We start from the raw sequence: 19215 nt of genomic DNA, 5'->3' as shown, positions 1-19215 counted from the left end.
CCGGCCCGGCAGCACCCGCACGGCACATCCGGCCCCGGCAGGAGGACCACCGCGCATGACCTCGACCCGACCCGGCCCCCGTTGGCTCACCGACGCCGTCCTGTACCAGATCTACCCGCAGACCTTCGCGGACTCCGACGGCGACGGCATCGGCGACTTCGCCGGCATCACCGCCCACCTCGACCACCTCGCCTGGCTCGGCATCGACGCGCTCTGGCTCAACCCCTGCTTCGCGTCCCCGTTCCGGGACGCCGGCTACGACATCGCCGACTACCTCGCCACGGCCCCCAGGTACGGCACCGCCGACGACCTCGCCGCCCTGGTCGAGGCGGCCCGCGTCCGGGGCATCCGGGTCCTGCTCGACCTGGTGGCCGGGCACACCTCGGACCAGCACCCCTGGTTCCTGGCCGCCGCCGAGGACGCCGGCGACCACCGGTACATCTGGTCCGACCGCCCGGCCGCGGGCTTCGTCGCCTCGCCCGGCAGCCGGGCCGGCTGGTACCTGCCCAACTTCTTCGACTGCCAGCCCGCGCTCAACTTCGGCTACGCGCGCAGCGATCCCGCCGAACCCTGGCGGCAGGGCGTCGACGCCCCGGGCCCGCAGGCCAACCGCGCGGCGCTGCGCGAGATCATGGCGCACTGGCTCGACCTGGGCGTGGCCGGGTTCCGGGTCGACATGGCCTCGTCGCTGGTCAAGGACGACCCCGGGCGGGTCGAGACCGCCAAACTCTGGACCGAACTGCGCGACTGGCTCGACCGCACCCACCCCGAGGCAGCGCTCCTCGCCGAGTGGGGCGACCCGGCGGTGGCCGTCGCGGCCGGCTTCCACGCCGACTTCCTGCTCCAGTTCGGCGGCCCGGACAACGGCCTCCCGCTGCGCTCGCTCTGGAACAACAACGCGGGCACCGTGGACGAGGGCTGGCAGCAGGGCCCCTGCTACTTCGACGCGGAGGGCCAGGGCTCGCCGCAGACCTTCCTCGACGCCTGGCGCGCCGCCGCCGCGCTGACCGAGGGCGCCGGGCACATCGCACTCCCCTCCGCCAACCACGACTTCTCCCGGCTCAGCGCCGGTCCGCGTACCCGCGACCAGCTCGGCCCGGCGTTCGCGTTCCAGTTCACCTGGCCGACCCTGCCCGCCGTCTACTACGGCGACGAGATCGGCATGCGGTACGTGCCCGGCCTGCCCGACACCGAGGGCAGCGTGCTCGGCCCGCGCTACAACCGGGCCGGTTCCCGCACGCCGATGCAGTGGGACGCGAGCCCTGGCGCGGGCTTCTCCACCGCCCCGGCCGACCGGTTCTACCTCCCGCTCGACCCGGACCGGGACCGCCCCGACGTCGCGTCCCAACTCGTCGACCCGGAATCCCTGTTGCACCTGGTGCGGCGGCTGATCGCGCTGCGCCGGGCGCACCCCGCGCTGGGCGCCCACGGCGGCGTGGAGGTGCTGCACGCCGGATACCCCCTGGTCTACGTGCGCGGCGGCCGCTACCTGGTCGCGGTCAACCCCCGCCGGGAGCCCGCGCAGCTGCCGCTGGCGGGGCTCGACGGCGCCCGGCTGCTGGAGGGCCGGGGAGTGGAGTGCGCGGACGGCACGCTGCGGGCGGCCGGGTTCGGCTACGGGATCCTCGAACTACGCTGATCCGTAGGACTGTTGCCCGGGCCGGTGGTGTCCCGTCGGCGGGATGCGGGATGCGGGATGCGGGATGCGGGATGCGGGATACGGCGGCCGGGCGGCCCGGAGGACCGCCCGGCTGTTGTCGCGCGGTCAGCTGTGCCGGCCGCTGCGGCGCTTGAGGACGATACCCGTGCCGGTCAGCAGGACGCCGAGCACGGATGTGAGCCAGACGGCCGCGGAGGTGCCGGTGTCCGGGAGACCGCCGGAGCCACCGGGAGGCGGCTGCTGACCGTCACCCGGGCCGCCGGGACCCGGCCGGGAGGGCGAGGGCTTGCCGGTCGGGTGGGGTGAGCCGCCGGGGCTGTGGCTGTGGTCCCCGCCCGGGTGCCTGCTCGGGCTGTGGGACGCCGACGGCGAGGGGCTGGTGGACGGTGACGGCTTCGGGCTGGGCGAGGGCGATGGCTTCGGGCTGTGGCTGGGTGAAGGCTTCGGGCTGTGACTGGGGCTGGGGCTGGGTGACGGTGACGGCGACGGGCTGGGCGAGGGCGAGGGGCTTGGGCTGGGACTGGGCGAGGGGCTGGGTGACGGCGACGGGCTTGGGCTGGGGCTGGGTGACGGGCTCGGGCTCGACGCCGAGCAGCTCAGGTCCGCCGCGAACGGGAAGTAGTGCAGTTCGCCGCCGTTGACCGGGTCCGCACCGCTGGTCCCGAGCGGCCCGTGCACGAAGGACTTCGCGACCACGGTGCCTTCGAGGTTGGCCGGGTCGATGTCCGTGAGGGCGGCGCTCGGGGCGTAGACGGTGCCCTCGATGCTGTCGCCGGTGGCGATGGTGACGTTGGTGGCGTCGGGGAAGTCCCACAGGATGAACGGCGCCTGGGGGCCCGAGATGCCGGCGAGGTTCGGCACGTCCCAGATGAGTGCGCCGCCGGTGGCGGTGGTGTCCACGACGATCAGCAGGGGAGTGGTCGCGGAGGGGTGGTTGGTGAAGGTGAACACGCTGAGGCTGTTCAGGTCGGAGCCGGTGATGTGCAGGACGTTGGTGACGTTGGGAGTGAGCGTCACGTAGGCGTTCGTTCCGGGCGGCAGGTTCTGCTGGGAGGGGAGCGGGGTGCCGTCGGCGTTCCGCAGGATGACCGTGTTGGGACACTGGGCCATCTCGGCGGCGCGGGTGCGGAAGGCCGGGAACAGCCCGGCGACGTCGAAGCCGGATGGGGCACCGACCGATGCGGGTGGCTGGTGGATCGTCAGCTCGATGCGCGGGGTGGAGTTGTGGCCCGCGCCTGCGGCGACGACCTGGGTGTCGACCTGTGCGTTGTTGATGTCGGTGTCCACCACGTCGGCGCCCGTGAGGTTGCCGACCTTGACGTACCCGTCGCTCAGGACCTTGAGCACGCCGGTGGGCGTGCTGCCGACGAAGTCGATGCGTCCGTTGACGAGCAGTGCGGTGGGTTGGGTGTCCCCGGTGGCGGTGAAGGTGCCGGGCGTGTGGAGAGCGACGTTGTATCCCGCTCCGAAGGTGAGGTTGCCGCCGACGGCGATCGGGCCCTCGGCCTCGGTGCTGCCCAAAACGGCGTTGCCCTCGACGAGCGCGCCGAAGCCGTTGGCCCCCTGGAGCGGGTTGCCGCCGACGGCCCTGTTGCCGGGTGCCGCGTTCGCGCCTGCGGTGAGGACGGGCAGCGCGGCGGCGAGGCAGGCGCAGGACGCCACCGCGAGCGCTGGGATCTTGTTCATGGTCATACCGTCACTCTATGTATCTATATGGTCTCACTGTGCAACAAGCCGCGCCGGGGTGGTTGTCCATCGTGCCCCGTTGGTCCAGGGGGGTCCTGTGGCGCCATGGCTCGGGGTGGCGGCCCGGGAGGTCAAGGTTGGCTGTAGACTGCATCCATAGAAGTTGTACTTGCCAACTATGTGGAGAGTTGCCCGCACCATGGCCGCCATCCCGACCCCAGCACTGGGGCCCTCCCTCAAGCACCTCGCCGTCCACCTGCTCACCCCGCTGCTGATGTGCCTGGGCATGGCCCTCGCCTACCAGGGGGCGTTCCACCAACCCGAACCGCACCACCTCAAGGTCGCGGTGGTCGGCACCACCGAGCAGACGCAGAGCCTGGCCCGGGCGGTACAGGCCAGTGGTGGCAGCGCGCTCGACGTCACCACCCTGCCCACCCGCGACGCGGCCGAGCGGCAGCTCCGCGACCGGCAGTTGATCGGCGCCTTCGTCCCCGACGCCGGGAGCCCCGAACTGCTCGTCGCCACGGCCAACTCCGACACCTCGGCGATGGCGGCCGAAGCCGTCTTCCGGACGGTGACCGCGCACCAGGGCGTGCCGCTCGCCGTGACCGACGTCGCGGCCACCGGCGAGGGCGATCCGACCGGCCAGGGGCTGTTCTTCCTGCTCGTCGCGCTCAGCATCGGCTCGTACGGCAGCGTCGCCGTGATCGGCGCGGCCGGGGCCGCCCTGAGCATGCGGGTGCGCACGCTGGTGGGCCTGGCGACCTCACTGGTGGTGAGCGTGATCGGGATCGTCACCGCCGGGCCGGTGTTCCACGTGGTGGACCACGATCCGGCGGCGGTCTGGGCGATGGGCTGGATCTACTCGGCGGGCATCGTCGCGATCGGCGTCGGACTCCACACCTTCCTCAAGCGGTGGACCACGCTCGCCCTGATGGTGCTGTTCGTGATGCTCAACTTCACCACCTCCGGCGGCGTCTACCGGCCCGAGCTGCAGAACGGTTTCTTCGGTGCCCTGCACTCGTTCTGGAACGGCGCCGGCTTCCTGGAGGGCGCCCGTGACGTGCTCTACTTCGGCGGCGGCGCGGGCCTCGGTGGCCGGCTGCTGGCGCTGGCGCTCTGGCTGCTCGCTGGCCTGGCGGTGCTCGCCGCCGCCGGCGGGCACGAGCGGCGGCTGCGGCCGGCGGCCCCGGTGGAGACGCCGGCCGAGGAGGAGATGGAGGAGGCCGTGGCCGTCTGACCCTTACCTCCCCGCCTCAAGCCCTGCTCCCACCACTCCGGCCCCGGCTGTCGCCAGCGCGTCGAGCAGGCCGCGCACCGCAACGGACGGCGGCCCCGGGCGGACGGCGAGGGAGGTGGTCGCGGCGGGCCCGGCCAGCGGGCGGAAGGCGACCCGCCGGGCCTGCGGCAGAGCGCCCACCGGGTAGAACACCGTCCAGGACGCGGCGGCGCCAGGCAGGTCGAGCAGGGTCTCCTGGAGGCCGGTGAACTCCGGGCCGGGCAGCCACTCCACCCCGGCATCCCGCAGCGCCGTCGTGATCAGGTCGTGGAACGCGGGGTTGCTGTCCCGCCGTGCGAGGCGCAGCGGGAGGCCGGCGAGGTCCGCCAGCCGCAGTTCGGCGAGTGCCGCCAGCGGGTGCCCGGCCGGCAGGGCGACGACCAGCGGCTCGGTCCACAGCGGCAGCAGCTCCAGCCCGGGGGCGGACCGCACCGTCCGGGCCAGGGCGGCGTCCAGCTCCCCGGACCGTACGGCGGCGAGCCGGGCGGCCTGGCCCGCCCGGTGGAGCCGTACGCGCAGCTGCGGCAGGGTCTCGGCGAGGGCGTCCAGTGCGGGGTAGACCCGATCGGCGAAGGCCCGGCTGGTGCCCAGCCGCAGGACGCCCTCGGTGCCGGCGGTGATGCCGGCCGCGACCTCCCGCACCCGCCCGGCCGCAGCCAGGGCCGCCCGGGCCTCCGGCAGCAGCCGCTCCCCGGCCGCCGTCGGCCGGACCTGCCGGGTGGAGCGGTCGAACAGTCTTACGCCCAGCTCGCGTTCCAGCCGGCCGATCTGCTGGCTGACAGCGGCCTGCACGATGTGCAGCCGCTGCGCCGCGCGGCCGAAGCCCTGCTCCTCGGCGACCGCGACGAAGTACTCCAGCTGCCGAAGCTCCACCCCTGCTGCCCCACTTCCGCCGCCCCGCCCGTGACCACCCATGACCACCCATCACCGGAAGTGATCCCAGTGCAGGGGAACCGCTTCTTGGTCGCGGCTTCTTCCCGGGGTGGACTGGAACTCCGGGAAACCGGACGAGCGGAACATCCGACGAGCAGATCTGTCGGATAAGCAGAGCAGCCGGACGAGCAGAACACCCGACGAGCCGAACAGTGGAGCGCCCATGTCATCGATCCCCGTCCACCCGCAACCGCCCCTGGTCGTCCGGGAACGCGACGCGGAGCTGGTGGAGCTGCCCTCGGGCGGCGTTTTCCGGCTGCTGGCCGACGCCAGCGCGACGGGGCAGGTGCTCGGCGCCAACCGGCTGCTGCTGCCCGAGGGAGTGGACGGCGCGAAGCCGCACCTGCACACCCGCTCGACGGAGTTCTTCTACGTGCTCGACGGAGAGCTGGAGGTGATGCTCGGCGAGGAGGTGACGACGGCGGGCCGGGGCGACCTGATCGTGGTGCCGCCCGGCCTGCCGCACGCCTTCGGCGCCGCCCGCCGCACGGTCGCCGACCTGATCGCCGTCATCACCCCCGGCGTCGAGCGCTTCGGCTACTTCCGCCACCTTCAGCGGATCGCACTCGGCCAGGACACCTGGGACAGCCTGGAACCCCTGCAGGACCAGTACGACGTGCACTTCCTGGCGAGCCCGCGCTGGCAGGAGGCGCGGGCCTGAGCAGGACCCGGCGCGCCGGCCGCGTTACCCGGGCCGGTACGCCGAGGGGGCGTCCCCGTCCGGCCGGGCCGATCAGGCGGGCTCGCCCGGGTACCGCAGGCCGATCCGGCGGCGCGCGGTGTCGAGGGTCGCCATCACCGCGAGCGTCCCGTCCAGCGGCACGAGAGGGGACTCGGTCTCGCCTGCGCGCAGGCAGCGCATCACCTCCGCGGCCTCGTGCGTGTAGCCGTGCCCGGGGCCCCTCGGCAGCCGGAACTCCTCCGGCTCGTGGCCCTGGCGGTGCAGGACGAAGGACTCCGGCCGGTAGAAGTCCCGGGGGATCTCGATCCGGCCGCGCGTCCCGCTGATCTCCGCCCGCTGCGCCATGTCGGAGACGATCGAGCAGGACAGGACGGCCTGCGCCCCGCCGGGGTGCCCGAGCAGGATGCTGGTGCTGTCGTCCACGCCGTCCCCGGCCACCCGGCCCAGGGCGAGGACGGTGTCGGGAGTGCCCAGCAGCAGCTGGGCGAAGGCCACCGGGTACACGCCGACGTCCAGCAGCGCGCCGCCGCCGGCGGCCGGATCGCGCAGCCGGCCCGGCGGGCCGGGCGGTGCGGCGAAGCCGAACTCGGCGTGCACGGACCGCACGTCACCGATCGCGCCGTCGGCGATCAGCCCGGTCAGCCGGCGGACGGCCGGGTCGAGGTACGTCCACATCGCCTCCATCAGGAACACCCCGCGCTCGCGGGCCAGCCCGACCAGGCGCTGTGCCTCGGCCAGGTTGAGGGTCAGCGGCTTCTCGCAGAGCACCGGCTTTCCGGCGGCCAGCAGGAGCGCGGCGGCGGCGTGGTGCTGGGCGTGCGGTGTGGCGACGTAGACGACGTCGACCTCCGGGTCCTGCGCCAGCTGCTCCCAGCCGCCGTACGCGCGGGGGATCCCGTGCCGGTCGGCGAACCGCCGCGCGGACTCCTCCGTGCGGGAGGCGACGGCGGTGAGGCGGGCGTCGGGCAGCAGGGCGAGGTCGTCGGCGAAGGAGTGCGCGATGGCGCCGGTGGCGAGGATGCCCCAGCGGACGGGTGGGTGATCGGTGGGGGCGGTCATGGCGGCCGTTCTGTTCCGGGCCGGCGGCTCGGTCCGGCCGGCTGGGTTCTGACTCGCAGCATAGGCGAACGGATTGGGAGCGCTCCCACGCTCCCGTGCCCCACTGCCGCAGTGCCCCAGTGCTCCCGTTGCCCTTGTGCCCGGAACCGCGCCGCCCCGCTGTGCCCCGACCGGCCGGGGCACAGCGGGGCAGCGTCGGAAGGCGCGGCCTAGCCCTCCGTGCGGGTCAGGCGGACGACCGGGATGTCCCGCTGCGTTTTGGCCTGGTAGCCCGCGTAGGGGGCGAACACCTCGACCAGGCCCGGCCAGACGCGGGCCTTCTCCTCGGCCGGCAGGGTCTCGGCGCGGGCGGTGAAGCGCTCGGGGCCGACCCGCAGCCGGACGTCCGGGTTCGCCGTCAGGTTGAGGTACCAGAGCGGGTGGTGGTCGGAGCCGCCGAGTGAGGCGACGATCAGGTAGTCCTCGCCGTCGCGCCCGTAGATCAGCACCGTCCGCCGCCACCGGCCGCTCTGCCGTCCGAGCGTGTCCAGCAGCAGGCAGGGGGCGCCCTGTATGGTCGCGCCCACGGTGCCCCCCGACTCCTCGTAGCGGCGGGCCTGTTCGGCCACCCAGCCGGTCGGGCTGGCGGTGGCCTCATGGTCGGTCACGGGGGCTCCTCGTGGGTGCGGCGTCCGGGTCATCCTAGGTTCCGCACCACCGTTCGCGGCGGGTGGAGCGCCGACGCCCACGGTGTTCACCAGCTGATGGCGGCCGTCACCGCCCGGTGGTCGCTGCCGTTGGCGGGGAGCACCGAGGAGCTGTCCGGCTTCACGCCGCGGACCAGAATCTGGTCGATCCGCGCCATCGGGAACCCTGCCGGCCAGGAGAAGCCGAAGCCGTCCCCGGCCACGTCCTGGGCCGACCGCAGCTGCGAGGTGAGGCCGGCGAACGCGCGGTCGTCCATGGTGCCGTTCAGGTCGCCGAGCAGCACCACCCGCTCACCCGGAGCAGCGGCGACGGCCTTCCCGAGTGCCTGTACGCCGATGTCCCGCGAGCCCGTCCAGAAGCCCGCCCGGGGGTTCACCCGTACCGACCCGAGGTGGGCGACGAACACCGTCAGCGGCCCGTGGTCGGTCGCCACCGTGGTGCGCAGCGCCCGGTTCGAAGGCATCTCCCGGTCGCCCGCTCTGGTGTCCGCCAGCGGACCGTAGTTCATGACGTCGATCGGCTGGGTGTCCGTCAGCGGAAGCTTGCTCCACAGCCCCACCGTGCCCTGCACCGCGTGGTAGGGGTAGGCCTTCGCCAGCTCCTTCTCGTAGGTGTCCGTGGCCTGCGTGGTCAGCTCCACCAGCGCCAGCACGTCCGTGCCGGTGGCGGCCAGGTCGCGGGCGGTGGCGGCCGGGTCGGGATTGTCGGCGTCGACGTTCTGCTCGGCCACGGTGAGGTCGCCGCCCGGGTGGGACCTGTCGCCGAGCAGGCCGCCGAAGAGGTTCAGCCACACGGCGACCGGCAGCAGCAGCGCCACCGGCACGGACGCGGAGCGGCGCCACAGTGCCCCGGCCAGAAGTACCGGCACGCACAGGCCCGACCACGGCAGGAAGGTCTCCAGCAGGCTGCCGAGGTTTCCGGTGCCCCGGTTCGGAATCCTCGCGTGCAGCAGCATGAGCAGGCCGAGCAGCAGTGCCGTCGCCGCGAGCAGCGGGCCGCGCCTCCAGGGGGCCGGCCGCAGGGCGGCGCGCAGTGTCCGGCGGACGCGTCTGCGCCAGGTCCCGCCGCCGCTCGCCCGGCGCCCGGTGCCGTCCTGCCCGGCCGGCGCTCCGTCCACCTGTGTCATCGTCCGTCCCTGCGCACTGCCGGTCACTGCTGCATCCTTGCGTCCCGGGGCCGGCACACCCGCCCGGGCAGCCGCCGCCAGTCAACGCGGCGCGGTGTTGCCGGCGCGTATGGGGTTTTCGATACGCCGACGATATGTGCCGGCTCGTAGCATCAGGGGCATGCGCGTGCTGATCGTCGAGGACGAGCCCTTTCTGGCCGAAGCCGTCCGCGACGGCCTGCGGCTGGAAGCGATCGCGGCCGACATCGCCGGTGACGGCGACACCGCTCTGGAACTGCTGGGCCTCAACACCTACGACATCGCCGTCCTCGACCGGGACGTCCCCGGACCGTCCGGTGACGAGATCGCCCGGCGCATCATCGCCGCCGGTACCGGCATGCCGATCCTCATGCTCACCGCGGCCGACCGTCTGGACGACAAGGCGTCCGGGTTCGAACTCGGCGCCGACGACTACCTCACGAAGCCGTTCGAACTCCAGGAACTCGCGCTCAGGCTCAGGGCACTGGACCGCCGGCGCGCCCACAACCGGCCGCCGGTGCGGGAGATCGGGGGTCTGCGGCTGGACCCGTTCCGCCGCGAGGTCTACCGGGACGGTCGCTACGTCGCGCTCACCCGCAAGCAGTTCGCCGTGCTCGAAGTCCTCGTCGCCGCCGAGGGGGGTGTCGTCAGCGCCGAGAAGCTCCTGGAACGCGCGTGGGACGAGAACGCCGACCCCTTCACCAACGCCGTGCGCATCACGGTCTCGGCCCTGCGCAAGCGTCTGGGCGAACCCTGGATCATCGCCACCGTGCCGGGCGTCGGCTACCGCATCGGCACGCCACCGGAGGCCGGTCACGGGGGCGGGGAGCGTGGATAGGGCATCCGGGTTGAGCGTTCGCCTCAGACTCACCCTCAGCTACGCCGGGTTCCTGATGCTGGCCGGCGTGCTGCTGCTCGCGGCGGTGTGGGTCTTCCTCCTGCGCTACGTGCCCGACCGTGCGCTCCTCGTCCCCAGCGGCACCGGCACCCTCACCAATGGCGGGGTCTTTCCCGTCCGGTCCAACCTCCTGCACGTCTTCGCTCCGAGGGCCGCCGCGGTGCTGGCGTTCCTGCTGGTGTTCGGCCTGGTGGGAGGATGGATCCTGGCCGGCCGCATGCTCGCCCCGCTGACCCGCATCACCGAAGCCACCCGCCTGGCCACGACCGGATCGCTCTCGCACCGGATCCGGCTGCCGGGCCGCAGGGACGAGTTCCGGGAACTCGCCGACGCCTTCGACGCGATGCTGGAGCGGCTGGAGGCGGACGTCGCCGAACAGCGGAGGTTCGCCGCCAACGCCTCGCACGAGCTGCGCACCCCGCTGGCGGTCTCGAAGGCGCTCCTCGACGTGGCCCGCACCGATCCGGACCACGACGTGGGCGAGGTCATCGCCCGGCTGCACGCCGTCAACACCCGGGCGATCGAGCTCACCGAGGCGCTGCTCCTGCTCAGCCGTGCCGAGCAGCGGGCCTTCGCCCGGGAAGCCGTCGACCTGTCGCTCCTGGCGGAGGAGGCCACCGAGACCTTCCTGCCCCTCGCGGAAAGGCACGGCGTCACCATCGAGACCCGCGGCGACGTCACCCGCGCGCTCGGATCGCACGCCCTCCTCCTGCAGCTGACCATGAACCTCGTGCAGAACGCGGTCCTCCACAATCTCCCCGGGCCGGGCATGGTGTGGGTGAACACTGTCGTCCGCGCCGGCCGTGCGGTGCTCACTGTCGAGAACACCGGCGAGCGGCTCTCCCCGCAGCTGGTCGCCACCCTCACCGAACGGTTCCGGCGCGGCACCGAACGAATCCGCACCGGCCACGCGGGCGTCGGCCTAGGCCTGTCGATCGTCAAGACCATCACCCGCGCACACGACGGGACGCTCACCCTCACGCCGCGCCCGGCCGGCGGGCTCCTCGTCACGGTGGAACTGCCCGCGACCGGCCCGCGCGCGGACAGGTGACGGGAACGACGGGCCGCCGGATGCTGCTTCAGCCCGCCTGCTCGTCGCCGCCGCCCGCCTCCGGGCGGCGCGGGGGCGCGTCGAACACGCAGTCGCCGCAGATGCCCGCGCCGGGTCCGATCCGGTAGTAGAGGCAGCAGCTGGTGCGCCGGAAGGCGGGTGTGGCGGACGGCCCCGCGCAGGTCAGCAGGCCGGTGCCGGCCAGCGGGTCGAGGGCGAGCAGGTCGTCGGCGAGCCGGCGGGCGGTGCGGGCCACCTCGGGCCGCGCGGCCCGGACGTGCCCGTGCAGCACCCGCAGTGAGCCGGCCAGGGCGGACGCGGCGTTGCCCCGCAGCAGCCCCTCCGACACCGGGGCGACCGCGCGCACCGCCGCCGAGAGCGGCAGCAGGTTGTCGGTCACGACGGCCCGGCGCAGCAGTGCGGCCGTGGCGGGCCGCGGCTGGGGGCCGGGCGGCGGCAGCCAGAGGTCGATCGGCCCCTGGGGCGGGAGGACGGCGTGCACCCGGTCGGGGTGCAGGTCGGGCACGGCTCCGCCGAGGGCGGCGGCGCCGAGCGCCACGGACCACAGCCGGGCCGCCAGGCCCAGGTGCAGGATGGAGGCAGCCACCCGCGCCTCCGCGCCGCCCAGCCGGTGCGCGACGGCCGGGATCCGCTCGGCCAGGGTGCTGCCCGGCCCGACGGCGTACAGCTCCCGGAGCGGCCGGAAACCGGCCGGTGGCGGTTCGCCCGGGGCCCCGGAGCGGACGGCGAAGTACGGGCCGACGGCGGCGAGTTCGCTCTCGATCACGACGGGCGTCCCCTGGCAGGCCGGTGGAGTGCGGACGGACCGATCCTAAGGGGCGCACATCCCAGGGGGCGCACAGCGGTGAAGGTGCCTGCGGGCAGCGGTGAACCTGCGAGGTGGAGGGTGGCCTCCGGACTCTCAACCAACGTCCTCCGGCCGCTCGGTTCGATCGTCGACCGAGGTACCAGCGGCAGACGCTCGGTCTGTCACCACTGCCTCCTGCGGTCGAACTTGGCCCTCGACGCCTCGCAGGTTCTCTTCCATGATGCGCCTCCGGTGCGCCGCACACCAGGGGTGTGCACGAACTAATCGGACTGGTCCGGCGTCGCCGGTGCCTTGCGCAGGAACCGCTCCAGCCGTTGCCACGGCCAGGTGTTGATCACGTCCTCCGGGGTGAGCCCGGCGCGCTGGGCCGTGCCGATGCCGTACCTGGGGTAGCCGAGCTGGCCGGGGGAGTGCGCGTCACTGTCGACGGCGAAACGGACGCCGAAGGCCTTCGCCCGCAGGACGTGTTCGTCGCGCAGGTCCAGCCGGTGCGGCGAGCCGTTGACCTCCATCGCGGTGCCCGTGCGGGCGCAGGCCCGGAACACCTCGTCGAGGTCGACGTCGATCGGGGCGCGGCGGCCGATCAGCCGGGTGGTGGGGTGGCCGATCACGTGGACGTGCGGGTTCTCGCAGGCGCGGACCAGGCGCCGGGTCTGGGCCGCCCGGTCGAGACCGAAGTGCGAGTGGACGGACGCCACGCAGACGTCGAACCCGGCCAGGAACCCGGCCGGCCAGTCGACCCCGCCGTCCGGGCCGATGTTCAGCTCGGTGCCGTGCAGCAGCCGCATCCGCCCGTACCGGCCCGCCAGTTCGCGCAGCCGCGCGCGCTGGGCGAGCATCTTCTCGTCGGTCATCCGCTGCATGACCAGGTCCGGCGCGTGATCGGTGACGGCGACGTACGCGTACCCGCGGGCCGCCGCCGCGGCGAGCATCTCCTCCAGCGGCGCGACCCCGTCGGTGAGATCGGTGTGGGTGTGCAGGTCGCCGCGCAGGTCCTGTTCCGTGACGACCTGCGGCAGCTCGCCGCGCAGGGCCGCCTCGATCTCGCCGCGGTCCTCGCGCAGCGGCGGCGGGATCCACGGCAGCCCGAGCGCCGCGTACACCTCCTCCTCCGACGCGGACGCGATCCTGGCGCCGTCCCCCGCCCCGTGTCCGGCTCCGTCTCCCGCCCCGTCCCCGGCCCGGAACAGCCCGTACTCCGAGAGCTTCAGCCCGGCCTTCACGGCCATCGTGCGCAGCCGGATGTTGTGCGCCTTGGAGCCGGTGAAGTACACCAGCGCCGCGCCCCAGTCCTCCGGCGGTACGACCCGCAGGTCCACCTGGAGCCCCTTGGTGGTGCGCACCGAGGTCTTGGTCGGGCCGCTCGCGAGGACGTCGGTGACGTACGGCAGCGCGACGAGGGCCGCCATCAGCGGGGCCGAGTCCTCGGCGGTGGCCAGCACGTCGACGTCGCCGATGGTCTCCCGCATCCGCCGCAGCGACCCGGCGTGCGCGCACCGGACGCAGCCGGGGACGGCCGACAGCGCGGCGACGACCTCCTCCGCGAGCGCGGTGGCCACGTCGATCCCGGCCCGTCCGCCGGAGGCCCGGCGCAGCTCGATGCCCTGCAGGATCCGCTCCGCGCTGCGGTCGCCGAACCCGGCGACGTCGTGCAGGCGGTCGGCCCGGATCGCGTCGGCGAGTTCGTCCACCGAGCCGATGCCGAGCTCGCGGTAGAGCGTCAGGGCCTTCTTCGGCCCGACGGTGGGGATGCCCATCACCTCGCGCACACCGGAGGGGATCTTCGCCCGTAAGTCCTCCAGGGCGCCGATGCGGCCGGTGCGCAGGTACTCGGCGATCTTCTCCGCGGTGGACTTTCCGACGCCCGGGATCTGCTGCAGGCCCTTCACGTCGAGCTGCGCGATGTCCTGCGGATGGCCGCCGGCCGCCCGGGCGGCCTTCTCGTAGGCGCGGGCCCGGAAGGCGTCCCCGCCGGTGAGCGAGAGGAGGTCGGCGTACTCCTGGAGCAGCGCCTGGACCTCGTCGTTGAGCCGGGCCATGGGGCCAGTCTAGGACCGGTGGCTGCACCCGGCCGGGTGGACCGGCGGCGGCCGTACCCCGCCGGTCGGCGGGTCGGCACGGGACCACGGCCTGATGCCCCGAGGGTGGGATTCACCGAGAGTAGGTCCGTGGGCCACCCGCCGTTGAGGTCCGCGCACCCCGCGGCGGGTGGACTTCCGACCCCGGACCGGGCAGGTCGCGGCGCGTCCGGCGCCCGGTCGCCGCCGGTGGGACGCCCAGTCGCAAGAGAAGGAGCCCGGTTATGGCACCGGAGACACAGTGGGCCACCGGGGTGGCCGACGTCCGCGCCGCCGTGGCGGCGGCCGTCCGCTCGGCCACCGGCCCGGCGGCCGTTGGAGCGGAGGGAGCCGGTGGAGCAGAGGGGAGCTGGGGAGCCTGGGTGCACGCCGTACGCCTGCAGCTTCCGCAGGGCCTGCCACCGGTCGCGGCCGGGGAGCCGGAACTGGGCCTGGCAGTGGCGGCGCTCGTCGGGCACGCCGTGCGCCGCAGCCGGCCGGGGGCGCGGGTGCTGGTCCGCGCGGTGCTGGCGTCCGGCCCGGACGGGCGGCCCGGACGCGTGGAGGTCCGGGTGGCTGACCGCGGCGCGAGCGTGCCGGGCGAGGCGGCGTACTGGGCGTCGGGCGGGGTCCGCGACCGCGGGGCGGTGGACGCCCTGGTGCGGGCCGGCGGGGCCCGCTTCGGCGTCGAGGCGACCCCGGGCGGCGGGCTGACGGCCGTCCTGGCGCTGCCGCTCGCCTGAGCACGGGCGGGCGCGTCAGCACGCGCCCGCCCACGGCGGCGGTTGCCCTGCCGGATCAGGCCTTGCGGGCGACCGCCCCGTACCCGGGGGCCCAGGCCTCGGCCGCCTCCGCGTCCTCCGGACGCCACTTCGGCACGGCGACCACCCCGGGCTCCAGCAGCTCCAGGCCCTCGAAGAAGCGCAGCACCTCCGGGTGCGAGCGCGGGCTGACCTGCGCGGCCGCCTTCTGGTACGCGGCCTTGCCGGCCGCCGAGTGCTCCGGCGGGTCGAAGTCGCCGGTGGCGTGCGAGAGGATCAGGTAGCTGCCGGGGACGAGGGCGTCGAGCAGCGTCTTGACCAGGCCGTACGGGTCCTGCTCGTCGTCGACGAAGTGCAGGACGGCCACCAGCATGAGGGCGACCGGCTGCCCGAAGTCGATCGCCTCGCGGACCCGGGGGTCGGCGAGGATGGCCGCCGGATCGCGCAGGTCCGCCTGCAGCACGGTGGTCGCGCCGTGCCCCGGGCCCGCCATCAGGGCCCGGGCGTGGGCCAGCACGATCGGGTCGTTGTCGATGTAGACGACCTTCACCGCGGGGTCGACCTGCTGGGCCACCTCGTGGGTGTTGCCCGCGGTCGGGATGCCGGTGCCGATGTCCAGGAACTGGGTGATCCCCTCGCCCGCCACGTACCGGACGGCGCGCTGCAGGAAGGCGCGGTTCGCGCGGGCCGCGGACGGCGTGGCCGGAGCGAAGGCGAGCACCTTCTCGGCCGCCTCCCGGTCGGCGGGGAAGTGGTCCTTGCCGCCGAGGAAGTAGTTGTATATCCGGGCGGGGTGCGGGATTTCGGGGTGGAGATCGCTCGGCGGCCGGAACCCCTCCGTCGTCTGGTCCATCCACGAGGTGTTCTCGGCCATGACTGCCCCTCTGCGTTCCTTGATCGTCCCCGGTCGGGGACCAGGATAGGCGGGCCGGGCCCCGGGCGCGACGGTCCGTCCCAGCCCTTGGCGCCACTAACCGTCCACGGGTACAACCGGTGTGACGGCCAGTCGGTTCCCGGCGGGCCCGCGGACACCCGGGGAGGGCTCAGGGCAGCCGCTCGCCCGACAGCCGGGTGGTGGCGGAGGCGTGTGCGGGCGCCGGGGTGCGGCCGGCCGCGGCGCGCCAGGTGTCCGACAGCTCGGCGGGGAACAGCCGCCCGCTGCGCACCAGGACCACCCCCGGTGCGAGTTCGACCTCGTCGCCCGGCCTGAAGCCCTGCTCGGCCCGGGGCACGAGCGGTGCCCAGAGCCCGGGCCGCCCGCGCCGGTCGGCCCGCCGGAGCCGGGTGCCGTAGCTGCTGACGTCCTGCACGAGGACCGTCCCCCGGCGGACCGACACGCTGACGTGCTGCCGGCTGACCAGCCCGGCGCGCTCCGGCGGGAGCAGCGCGTGCAGGGCGATGCCGTCGGCGCCGGGGCTGCGCCCGACGAAGGTCGTCGAGCCCTCGTCCAGGGTGTAGCGGGCCGCGCAGACGCCGTCGACCACGGCCTTGAGCTGGGCGGCTCCCGTCCGCGGCCCGTCCGCCAGCAGCGGGGCGCCGTGCAACTCGCAGGTCGGAACGCCGCGCCGCATCCGGGGCAGCAGGATCCGGCCGCCGCTGCGGGTGTCGTAGAGCGAGCAGCGCCGCTCCGGGCACTTCCAGGACTGCCGGACCACCTCGCTGAGCGGGGTCCGGCCGGAATCCAGCAGCCCCTGCTTCTTGAGTACGGACAGCTCCAGCTTCCGGGAGATCTCCGTCGCGCTGCGGTGGCCCATGTCCAGCGGGACGAGCGTCACCCGGCCGGGCCCCGGCAGCGGGCCGTGGCGGAGCACGGGCCTGAGGAACTGCCAGGTGTTGCCCTGCAGCCAGGGGTGTTCCTCGCGGTAGGGGTCGTAGTGGTCGCCGGTGATCACCCGGGTGCCGGTCATCCCGGCGATCTCCAGGATCCGTTCGTCGGCGTCCCCGACCTCCTCGACCAGGCCCTCGGCGACCCACCCGCGCAGCCGTCCGACCTCCTGCGGGTCGCCGAACTCGCGGTGTCCGGCCAGCAGGCTGCGGTCGGCGACCAGGTAGAGCGAGACCCGGTGGTCGCCCGTCAGCGCGACCAGTGCCTCGGCCACCAGCGCCAGCCGCCGCAGCGAGCGCGGCGCGGCCCCGCCGAGCGCCGGGTCGCGCACGATGTTGGAGAGATCCACCAGGTAGTCGGCCCGGTCGGCCGCAGACGTCAGATTCCGCTCCAGCACGCCACTGCCCCCTTGTTGACGCAGCCTCAGCCCAGGCCCGGACGGGTGCGCCGCCCGCCGAGGCGCCACTGTACGCCGCCGCCGCCCGCCGGTCACCGGTGCGACCCGGCCCCGGCCGGCCGGCCCGGACCTGCCCCGGCCGGAGCCGGTTCGCTCTGGCACGATGTTTCGTATGGACGAGTCGCGGACGGACGAGGCGATCGTGGTCGGCTCCGGCCCCAACGGGCTGGCGGCCGCCGTCGCGCTGGCCCAGCAGGGGGTCGCGGTCACGGTGCTGGAGGCGGCGGCGGAGATCGGCGGCGGGACGCGGACGAGCGAGCTGACCGTCCCCGGCGTGCTGCACGACCACTGCTCGGCGGTTCATCCGCTCGGCGTCGGCTCGCCGTTCCTGCGCTCGCTCGGGCTGGACCGGCACGGGCTGCGCTGGCGCTGGCCCGAGATCGATCTCGCGCACCCGCTGGAGTCGGGGCCGGCCGCGGTGCTGGTCCGCTCGGTCGCCGCGACCGCCGACGGGCTCGGCGCGGACGGCCCGGCCTGGCAGCGGCTGTTCGGGCCGCTGGCCGCCGGGTTCGACGAACTGGCCGAGGACGTCCTGCAACCGGTGCTGCGGGTGCCGGGCCATCCGCTGCGACTCACCCGCTTCGGCGTGCGGGCCGTGCAGCCCGCCACCGTGCTGGCCCGCCGCTGGCGCACCGAGCAGGCCCGGGCGCTGTTCGCGGGCGCCGCCGCGCACGCCCTGCACCCGCTGGACCGGCCGATGACCTCGGCGTTCGGGCTGATGCTGATCGCCTCCGGGCACCGGTTCGGCTGGCCGGTCGCCGAGGGCGGATCCCGGGCCGTCACCGACGCGCTGGCCGCGAGACTCCGGGAGCTGGGCGGCCGGATCGAGACCGGGGTGCGGGTCGACTCGCTCGACGCGCTGCCGCCGGCCGCGACGGTCCTGCTCGACGTGGCCCCCGGCGCCGCCGCCGACATCTGCGGCGACCGCCTGCCGGCGCGCGTGCGGCGCGCGTACCGGCGCTGGCAGCACGGGCCCGGCGCGTTCAAGGTGGACCTCGCCGTCGAGGGCGGCGTGCCGTGGACCGACGAGGCCTGCCGACGGGCCGGCACCGTGCACCTCGGCGGCACCCTGGCCGAGATCGTGCACGCCGAGCGGGAGATCCACCGCGGCCGGATGCCGGAGCGCCCGTTCGTCCTGGTCTCCCAGCAGTACCTGGCCGACCCCGGCCGCTCGGCCGGGAACATCCACCCCGTCTGGGCGTACGCGCACGTCCCGCACGGCTACCCGGGCGACGCGACGGAGGCGGTGCTCGACCGGATCGAACAGTTCGCGCCGGGCCTGCGGGAGCGGATCGTCGGCCGGGCCGTGCGCTCCACCGCGGAGCTGACCCGCCACAACGCCAACTACGTCGGCGGCGACATCGCGACCGGTGCCAACACCCTCCGGCAGACGCTGCTCCGCCCCCGGGCGGCGCTCGACCCCTACAGCACCGGCATCCCCGGCGTCTTCCTCTGCTCGGCGGCCACCCCGCCCGGCGGCGGGGTGCACGGGATGTGCGGCTTCAACGCGGCCCGCTCCGCCCTGCGTGCCCCGGGGCGCGCCGGAAGCTGAGTGCCGGTGCGCCCGGACGGCCGTCGCGGCGCACCCACCCCAGCACGACGACGCTGACCAGCGCCGCCAGCGCGCACCAGGCCGAGGCGAAGGCCAGCCGCCACAGCAGCGCGCCGGCCACGGCCGCCGCGCCCACCAGCGCGCCGAGCAGCCGCAGCACCCGGTCGCCGCTCGCGAGCAGCGAGCCGACCGTCGCCAGCAGGTAGCCCGCCAGCAGCAGCGGCGCGTACGGGACGCCGATCCCGTACGTCAGCGCGTGCGCGTGCGCCTCGGCGGTCACCGGCCGGCCGGCGACGGCCACCGCCAGCGGCACCGCGACGGCGAACCCGAGGACGACGAAGGCGGCCCGCCGCGCGCGCCCGCGCGAGGTGCGGACGGCGCACCAGACGCCCAGCGGTACCAGGGCGGGCAGCAGCGGCAGGGCGATCACCGCCCACACCGTCCGGGCCCACTGTGCGGGGCCGGGGCCGAGCCGGCCGTCCACCCCCAGCCAGACCGCCGCCTCGACCAGCTGGTGGACGCCGAGGACGAGGGGCAGCGCGGCCAGCGGCAGCTGCCCGGGGCGGCGCACCAGGGCCAGGCAGGCCAGGCCGACGCCGCTGACGACCATGCCCGCCGCCAGGTCCGCCTCGGCACTCCAGCACATCCGGGTCTC

17 protein-coding genes are annotated in these 19215 nt (G+C 74.6%); 7 read left to right on the top strand and 10 right to left on the bottom strand.

The window, feature by feature from the left end:
* Positions 1 to 55: 55 nt before the first annotated feature.
* A complete protein-coding gene (locus ACFUK0_RS04410) occupies positions 56 to 1639 on the top strand; it encodes an alpha-amylase family glycosyl hydrolase (RefSeq protein WP_380246525.1) in 1584 nt (527 codons plus the stop codon).
* A 126-nt stretch (positions 1640 to 1765) separates the two neighbouring features.
* Here ACFUK0_RS04410 and ACFUK0_RS04405 read toward each other — a convergent pair whose 3' ends face one another.
* The gene (locus ACFUK0_RS04405) at positions 1766 to 3346 is read right to left on the bottom strand and encodes a collagen-binding domain-containing protein (protein WP_380246524.1); all 1581 of its coding nucleotides are present in this window, start codon (positions 3344 to 3346) and stop codon (positions 1766 to 1768) included.
* Between the two features lie 199 nt (positions 3347 to 3545).
* Between ACFUK0_RS04405 and ACFUK0_RS04400 the strand changes: the two genes are divergently transcribed.
* Positions 3546 to 4586, top strand: coding sequence for a hypothetical protein (locus ACFUK0_RS04400; RefSeq protein ID WP_380246523.1), 1041 nt, complete (start codon positions 3546 to 3548; stop codon positions 4584 to 4586).
* Between the two features lie 3 nt (positions 4587 to 4589).
* Here the strand turns inward: ACFUK0_RS04400 and ACFUK0_RS04395 are convergent, their stop codons facing one another.
* Positions 4590 to 5498: a LysR substrate-binding domain-containing protein gene (locus ACFUK0_RS04395; RefSeq protein WP_380246522.1), complete on the bottom strand. Its 909-nt coding sequence runs from the start codon at positions 5496 to 5498 to the stop codon at positions 4590 to 4592.
* Positions 5499 to 5721: 223 nt separating this feature from the next.
* Between ACFUK0_RS04395 and ACFUK0_RS04390 the strand changes: the two genes are divergently transcribed.
* Positions 5722 to 6219 (top strand): cupin domain-containing protein, encoded by a 498-nt coding sequence (locus ACFUK0_RS04390; protein WP_380246521.1) that lies wholly within the window; start codon positions 5722 to 5724, stop codon positions 6217 to 6219.
* Between the two features lie 72 nt (positions 6220 to 6291).
* Here ACFUK0_RS04390 and ACFUK0_RS04385 read toward each other — a convergent pair whose 3' ends face one another.
* The 3 genes from ACFUK0_RS04385 to ACFUK0_RS04375 form a co-directional block, all read right to left on the bottom strand.
* Entirely contained in the window at positions 6292 to 7299 is a 1008-nt protein-coding gene (locus tag ACFUK0_RS04385) for a Gfo/Idh/MocA family protein (RefSeq protein ID WP_380246520.1), read from the bottom strand.
* Between the two features lie 209 nt (positions 7300 to 7508).
* Positions 7509 to 7946, bottom strand: a complete 438-nt coding sequence (locus ACFUK0_RS04380; RefSeq protein ID WP_380246519.1) for a nitroreductase family deazaflavin-dependent oxidoreductase — start codon at positions 7944 to 7946, stop codon at positions 7509 to 7511.
* Between the two features lie 86 nt (positions 7947 to 8032).
* Positions 8033 to 9112 (bottom strand): endonuclease/exonuclease/phosphatase family protein, encoded by a 1080-nt coding sequence (locus ACFUK0_RS04375; RefSeq protein WP_380246518.1) that lies wholly within the window; start codon positions 9110 to 9112, stop codon positions 8033 to 8035.
* A gap of 160 nt (positions 9113 to 9272) precedes the next feature.
* Between ACFUK0_RS04375 and ACFUK0_RS04370 the strand changes: the two genes are divergently transcribed.
* Positions 9273 to 9968 (top strand): response regulator transcription factor, encoded by a 696-nt coding sequence (locus ACFUK0_RS04370; protein ID WP_380246517.1) that lies wholly within the window; start codon positions 9273 to 9275, stop codon positions 9966 to 9968.
* 10 nt (positions 9969 to 9978) lie between these two features.
* Positions 9979 to 11079: a sensor histidine kinase gene (locus ACFUK0_RS04365; protein WP_380246516.1), complete on the top strand. Its 1101-nt coding sequence runs from the start codon at positions 9979 to 9981 to the stop codon at positions 11077 to 11079.
* Between the two features lie 28 nt (positions 11080 to 11107).
* On the opposite strand, the gene ACFUK0_RS04360 is transcribed toward ACFUK0_RS04365, so the two are convergent.
* Together ACFUK0_RS04360 and polX are read right to left on the bottom strand one after the other, a co-directional pair.
* Positions 11108 to 11866 (bottom strand): (2Fe-2S)-binding protein, encoded by a 759-nt coding sequence (locus tag ACFUK0_RS04360; RefSeq protein WP_380246515.1) that lies wholly within the window; start codon positions 11864 to 11866, stop codon positions 11108 to 11110.
* A 302-nt stretch (positions 11867 to 12168) separates the two neighbouring features.
* Positions 12169 to 13947: a DNA polymerase/3'-5' exonuclease PolX gene (gene polX, locus ACFUK0_RS04355; protein ID WP_380246514.1), complete on the bottom strand. Its 1779-nt coding sequence runs from the start codon at positions 13945 to 13947 to the stop codon at positions 12169 to 12171.
* Positions 13948 to 14210: 263 nt separating this feature from the next.
* On the opposite strand from polX, the gene ACFUK0_RS04350 reads away from it, so the two are divergent.
* The gene (locus ACFUK0_RS04350; protein WP_380246513.1) at positions 14211 to 14708 is read left to right on the top strand and encodes a hypothetical protein; all 498 of its coding nucleotides are present in this window, start codon (positions 14211 to 14213) and stop codon (positions 14706 to 14708) included.
* Between the two features lie 55 nt (positions 14709 to 14763).
* Here ACFUK0_RS04350 and ACFUK0_RS04345 read toward each other — a convergent pair whose 3' ends face one another.
* Both ACFUK0_RS04345 and ACFUK0_RS04340 read right to left on the bottom strand, forming a co-directional pair.
* Positions 14764 to 15600 (bottom strand): SAM-dependent methyltransferase, encoded by an 837-nt coding sequence (locus ACFUK0_RS04345; RefSeq protein WP_380246512.1) that lies wholly within the window; start codon positions 15598 to 15600, stop codon positions 14764 to 14766.
* A gap of 169 nt (positions 15601 to 15769) precedes the next feature.
* Positions 15770 to 16948 (bottom strand): FHA domain-containing protein, encoded by a 1179-nt coding sequence (locus ACFUK0_RS04340; RefSeq protein ID WP_380246511.1) that lies wholly within the window; start codon positions 16946 to 16948, stop codon positions 15770 to 15772.
* Between the two features lie 172 nt (positions 16949 to 17120).
* Here ACFUK0_RS04340 and ACFUK0_RS04335 point away from each other — a divergent pair, with 172 nt between their 5' ends.
* Complete coding sequence (locus ACFUK0_RS04335) at positions 17121 to 18560, top strand: phytoene desaturase family protein (RefSeq protein WP_380246510.1); 1440 nt, start codon at positions 17121 to 17123, stop codon at positions 18558 to 18560.
* Here the strand turns inward: ACFUK0_RS04335 and ACFUK0_RS04330 are convergent.
* Complete coding sequence (locus tag ACFUK0_RS04330) at positions 18511 to 19206, bottom strand: DUF6629 family protein (RefSeq protein WP_380246509.1); 696 nt, start codon at positions 19204 to 19206, stop codon at positions 18511 to 18513. The genes ACFUK0_RS04335 and ACFUK0_RS04330 overlap by 50 nt on opposite strands.
* Between the last annotated feature and the right edge of the window lie 9 nt (positions 19207 to 19215).

Origin of the sequence: Kitasatospora sp. NPDC057223, assembly GCF_042669755.1 — a bacterium.
Taxonomy (GTDB): Bacteria; Actinomycetota; Actinomycetes; order Streptomycetales; family Streptomycetaceae; genus Kitasatospora.
This window is presented reverse-complemented; position numbering and strand designations above follow the sequence as displayed.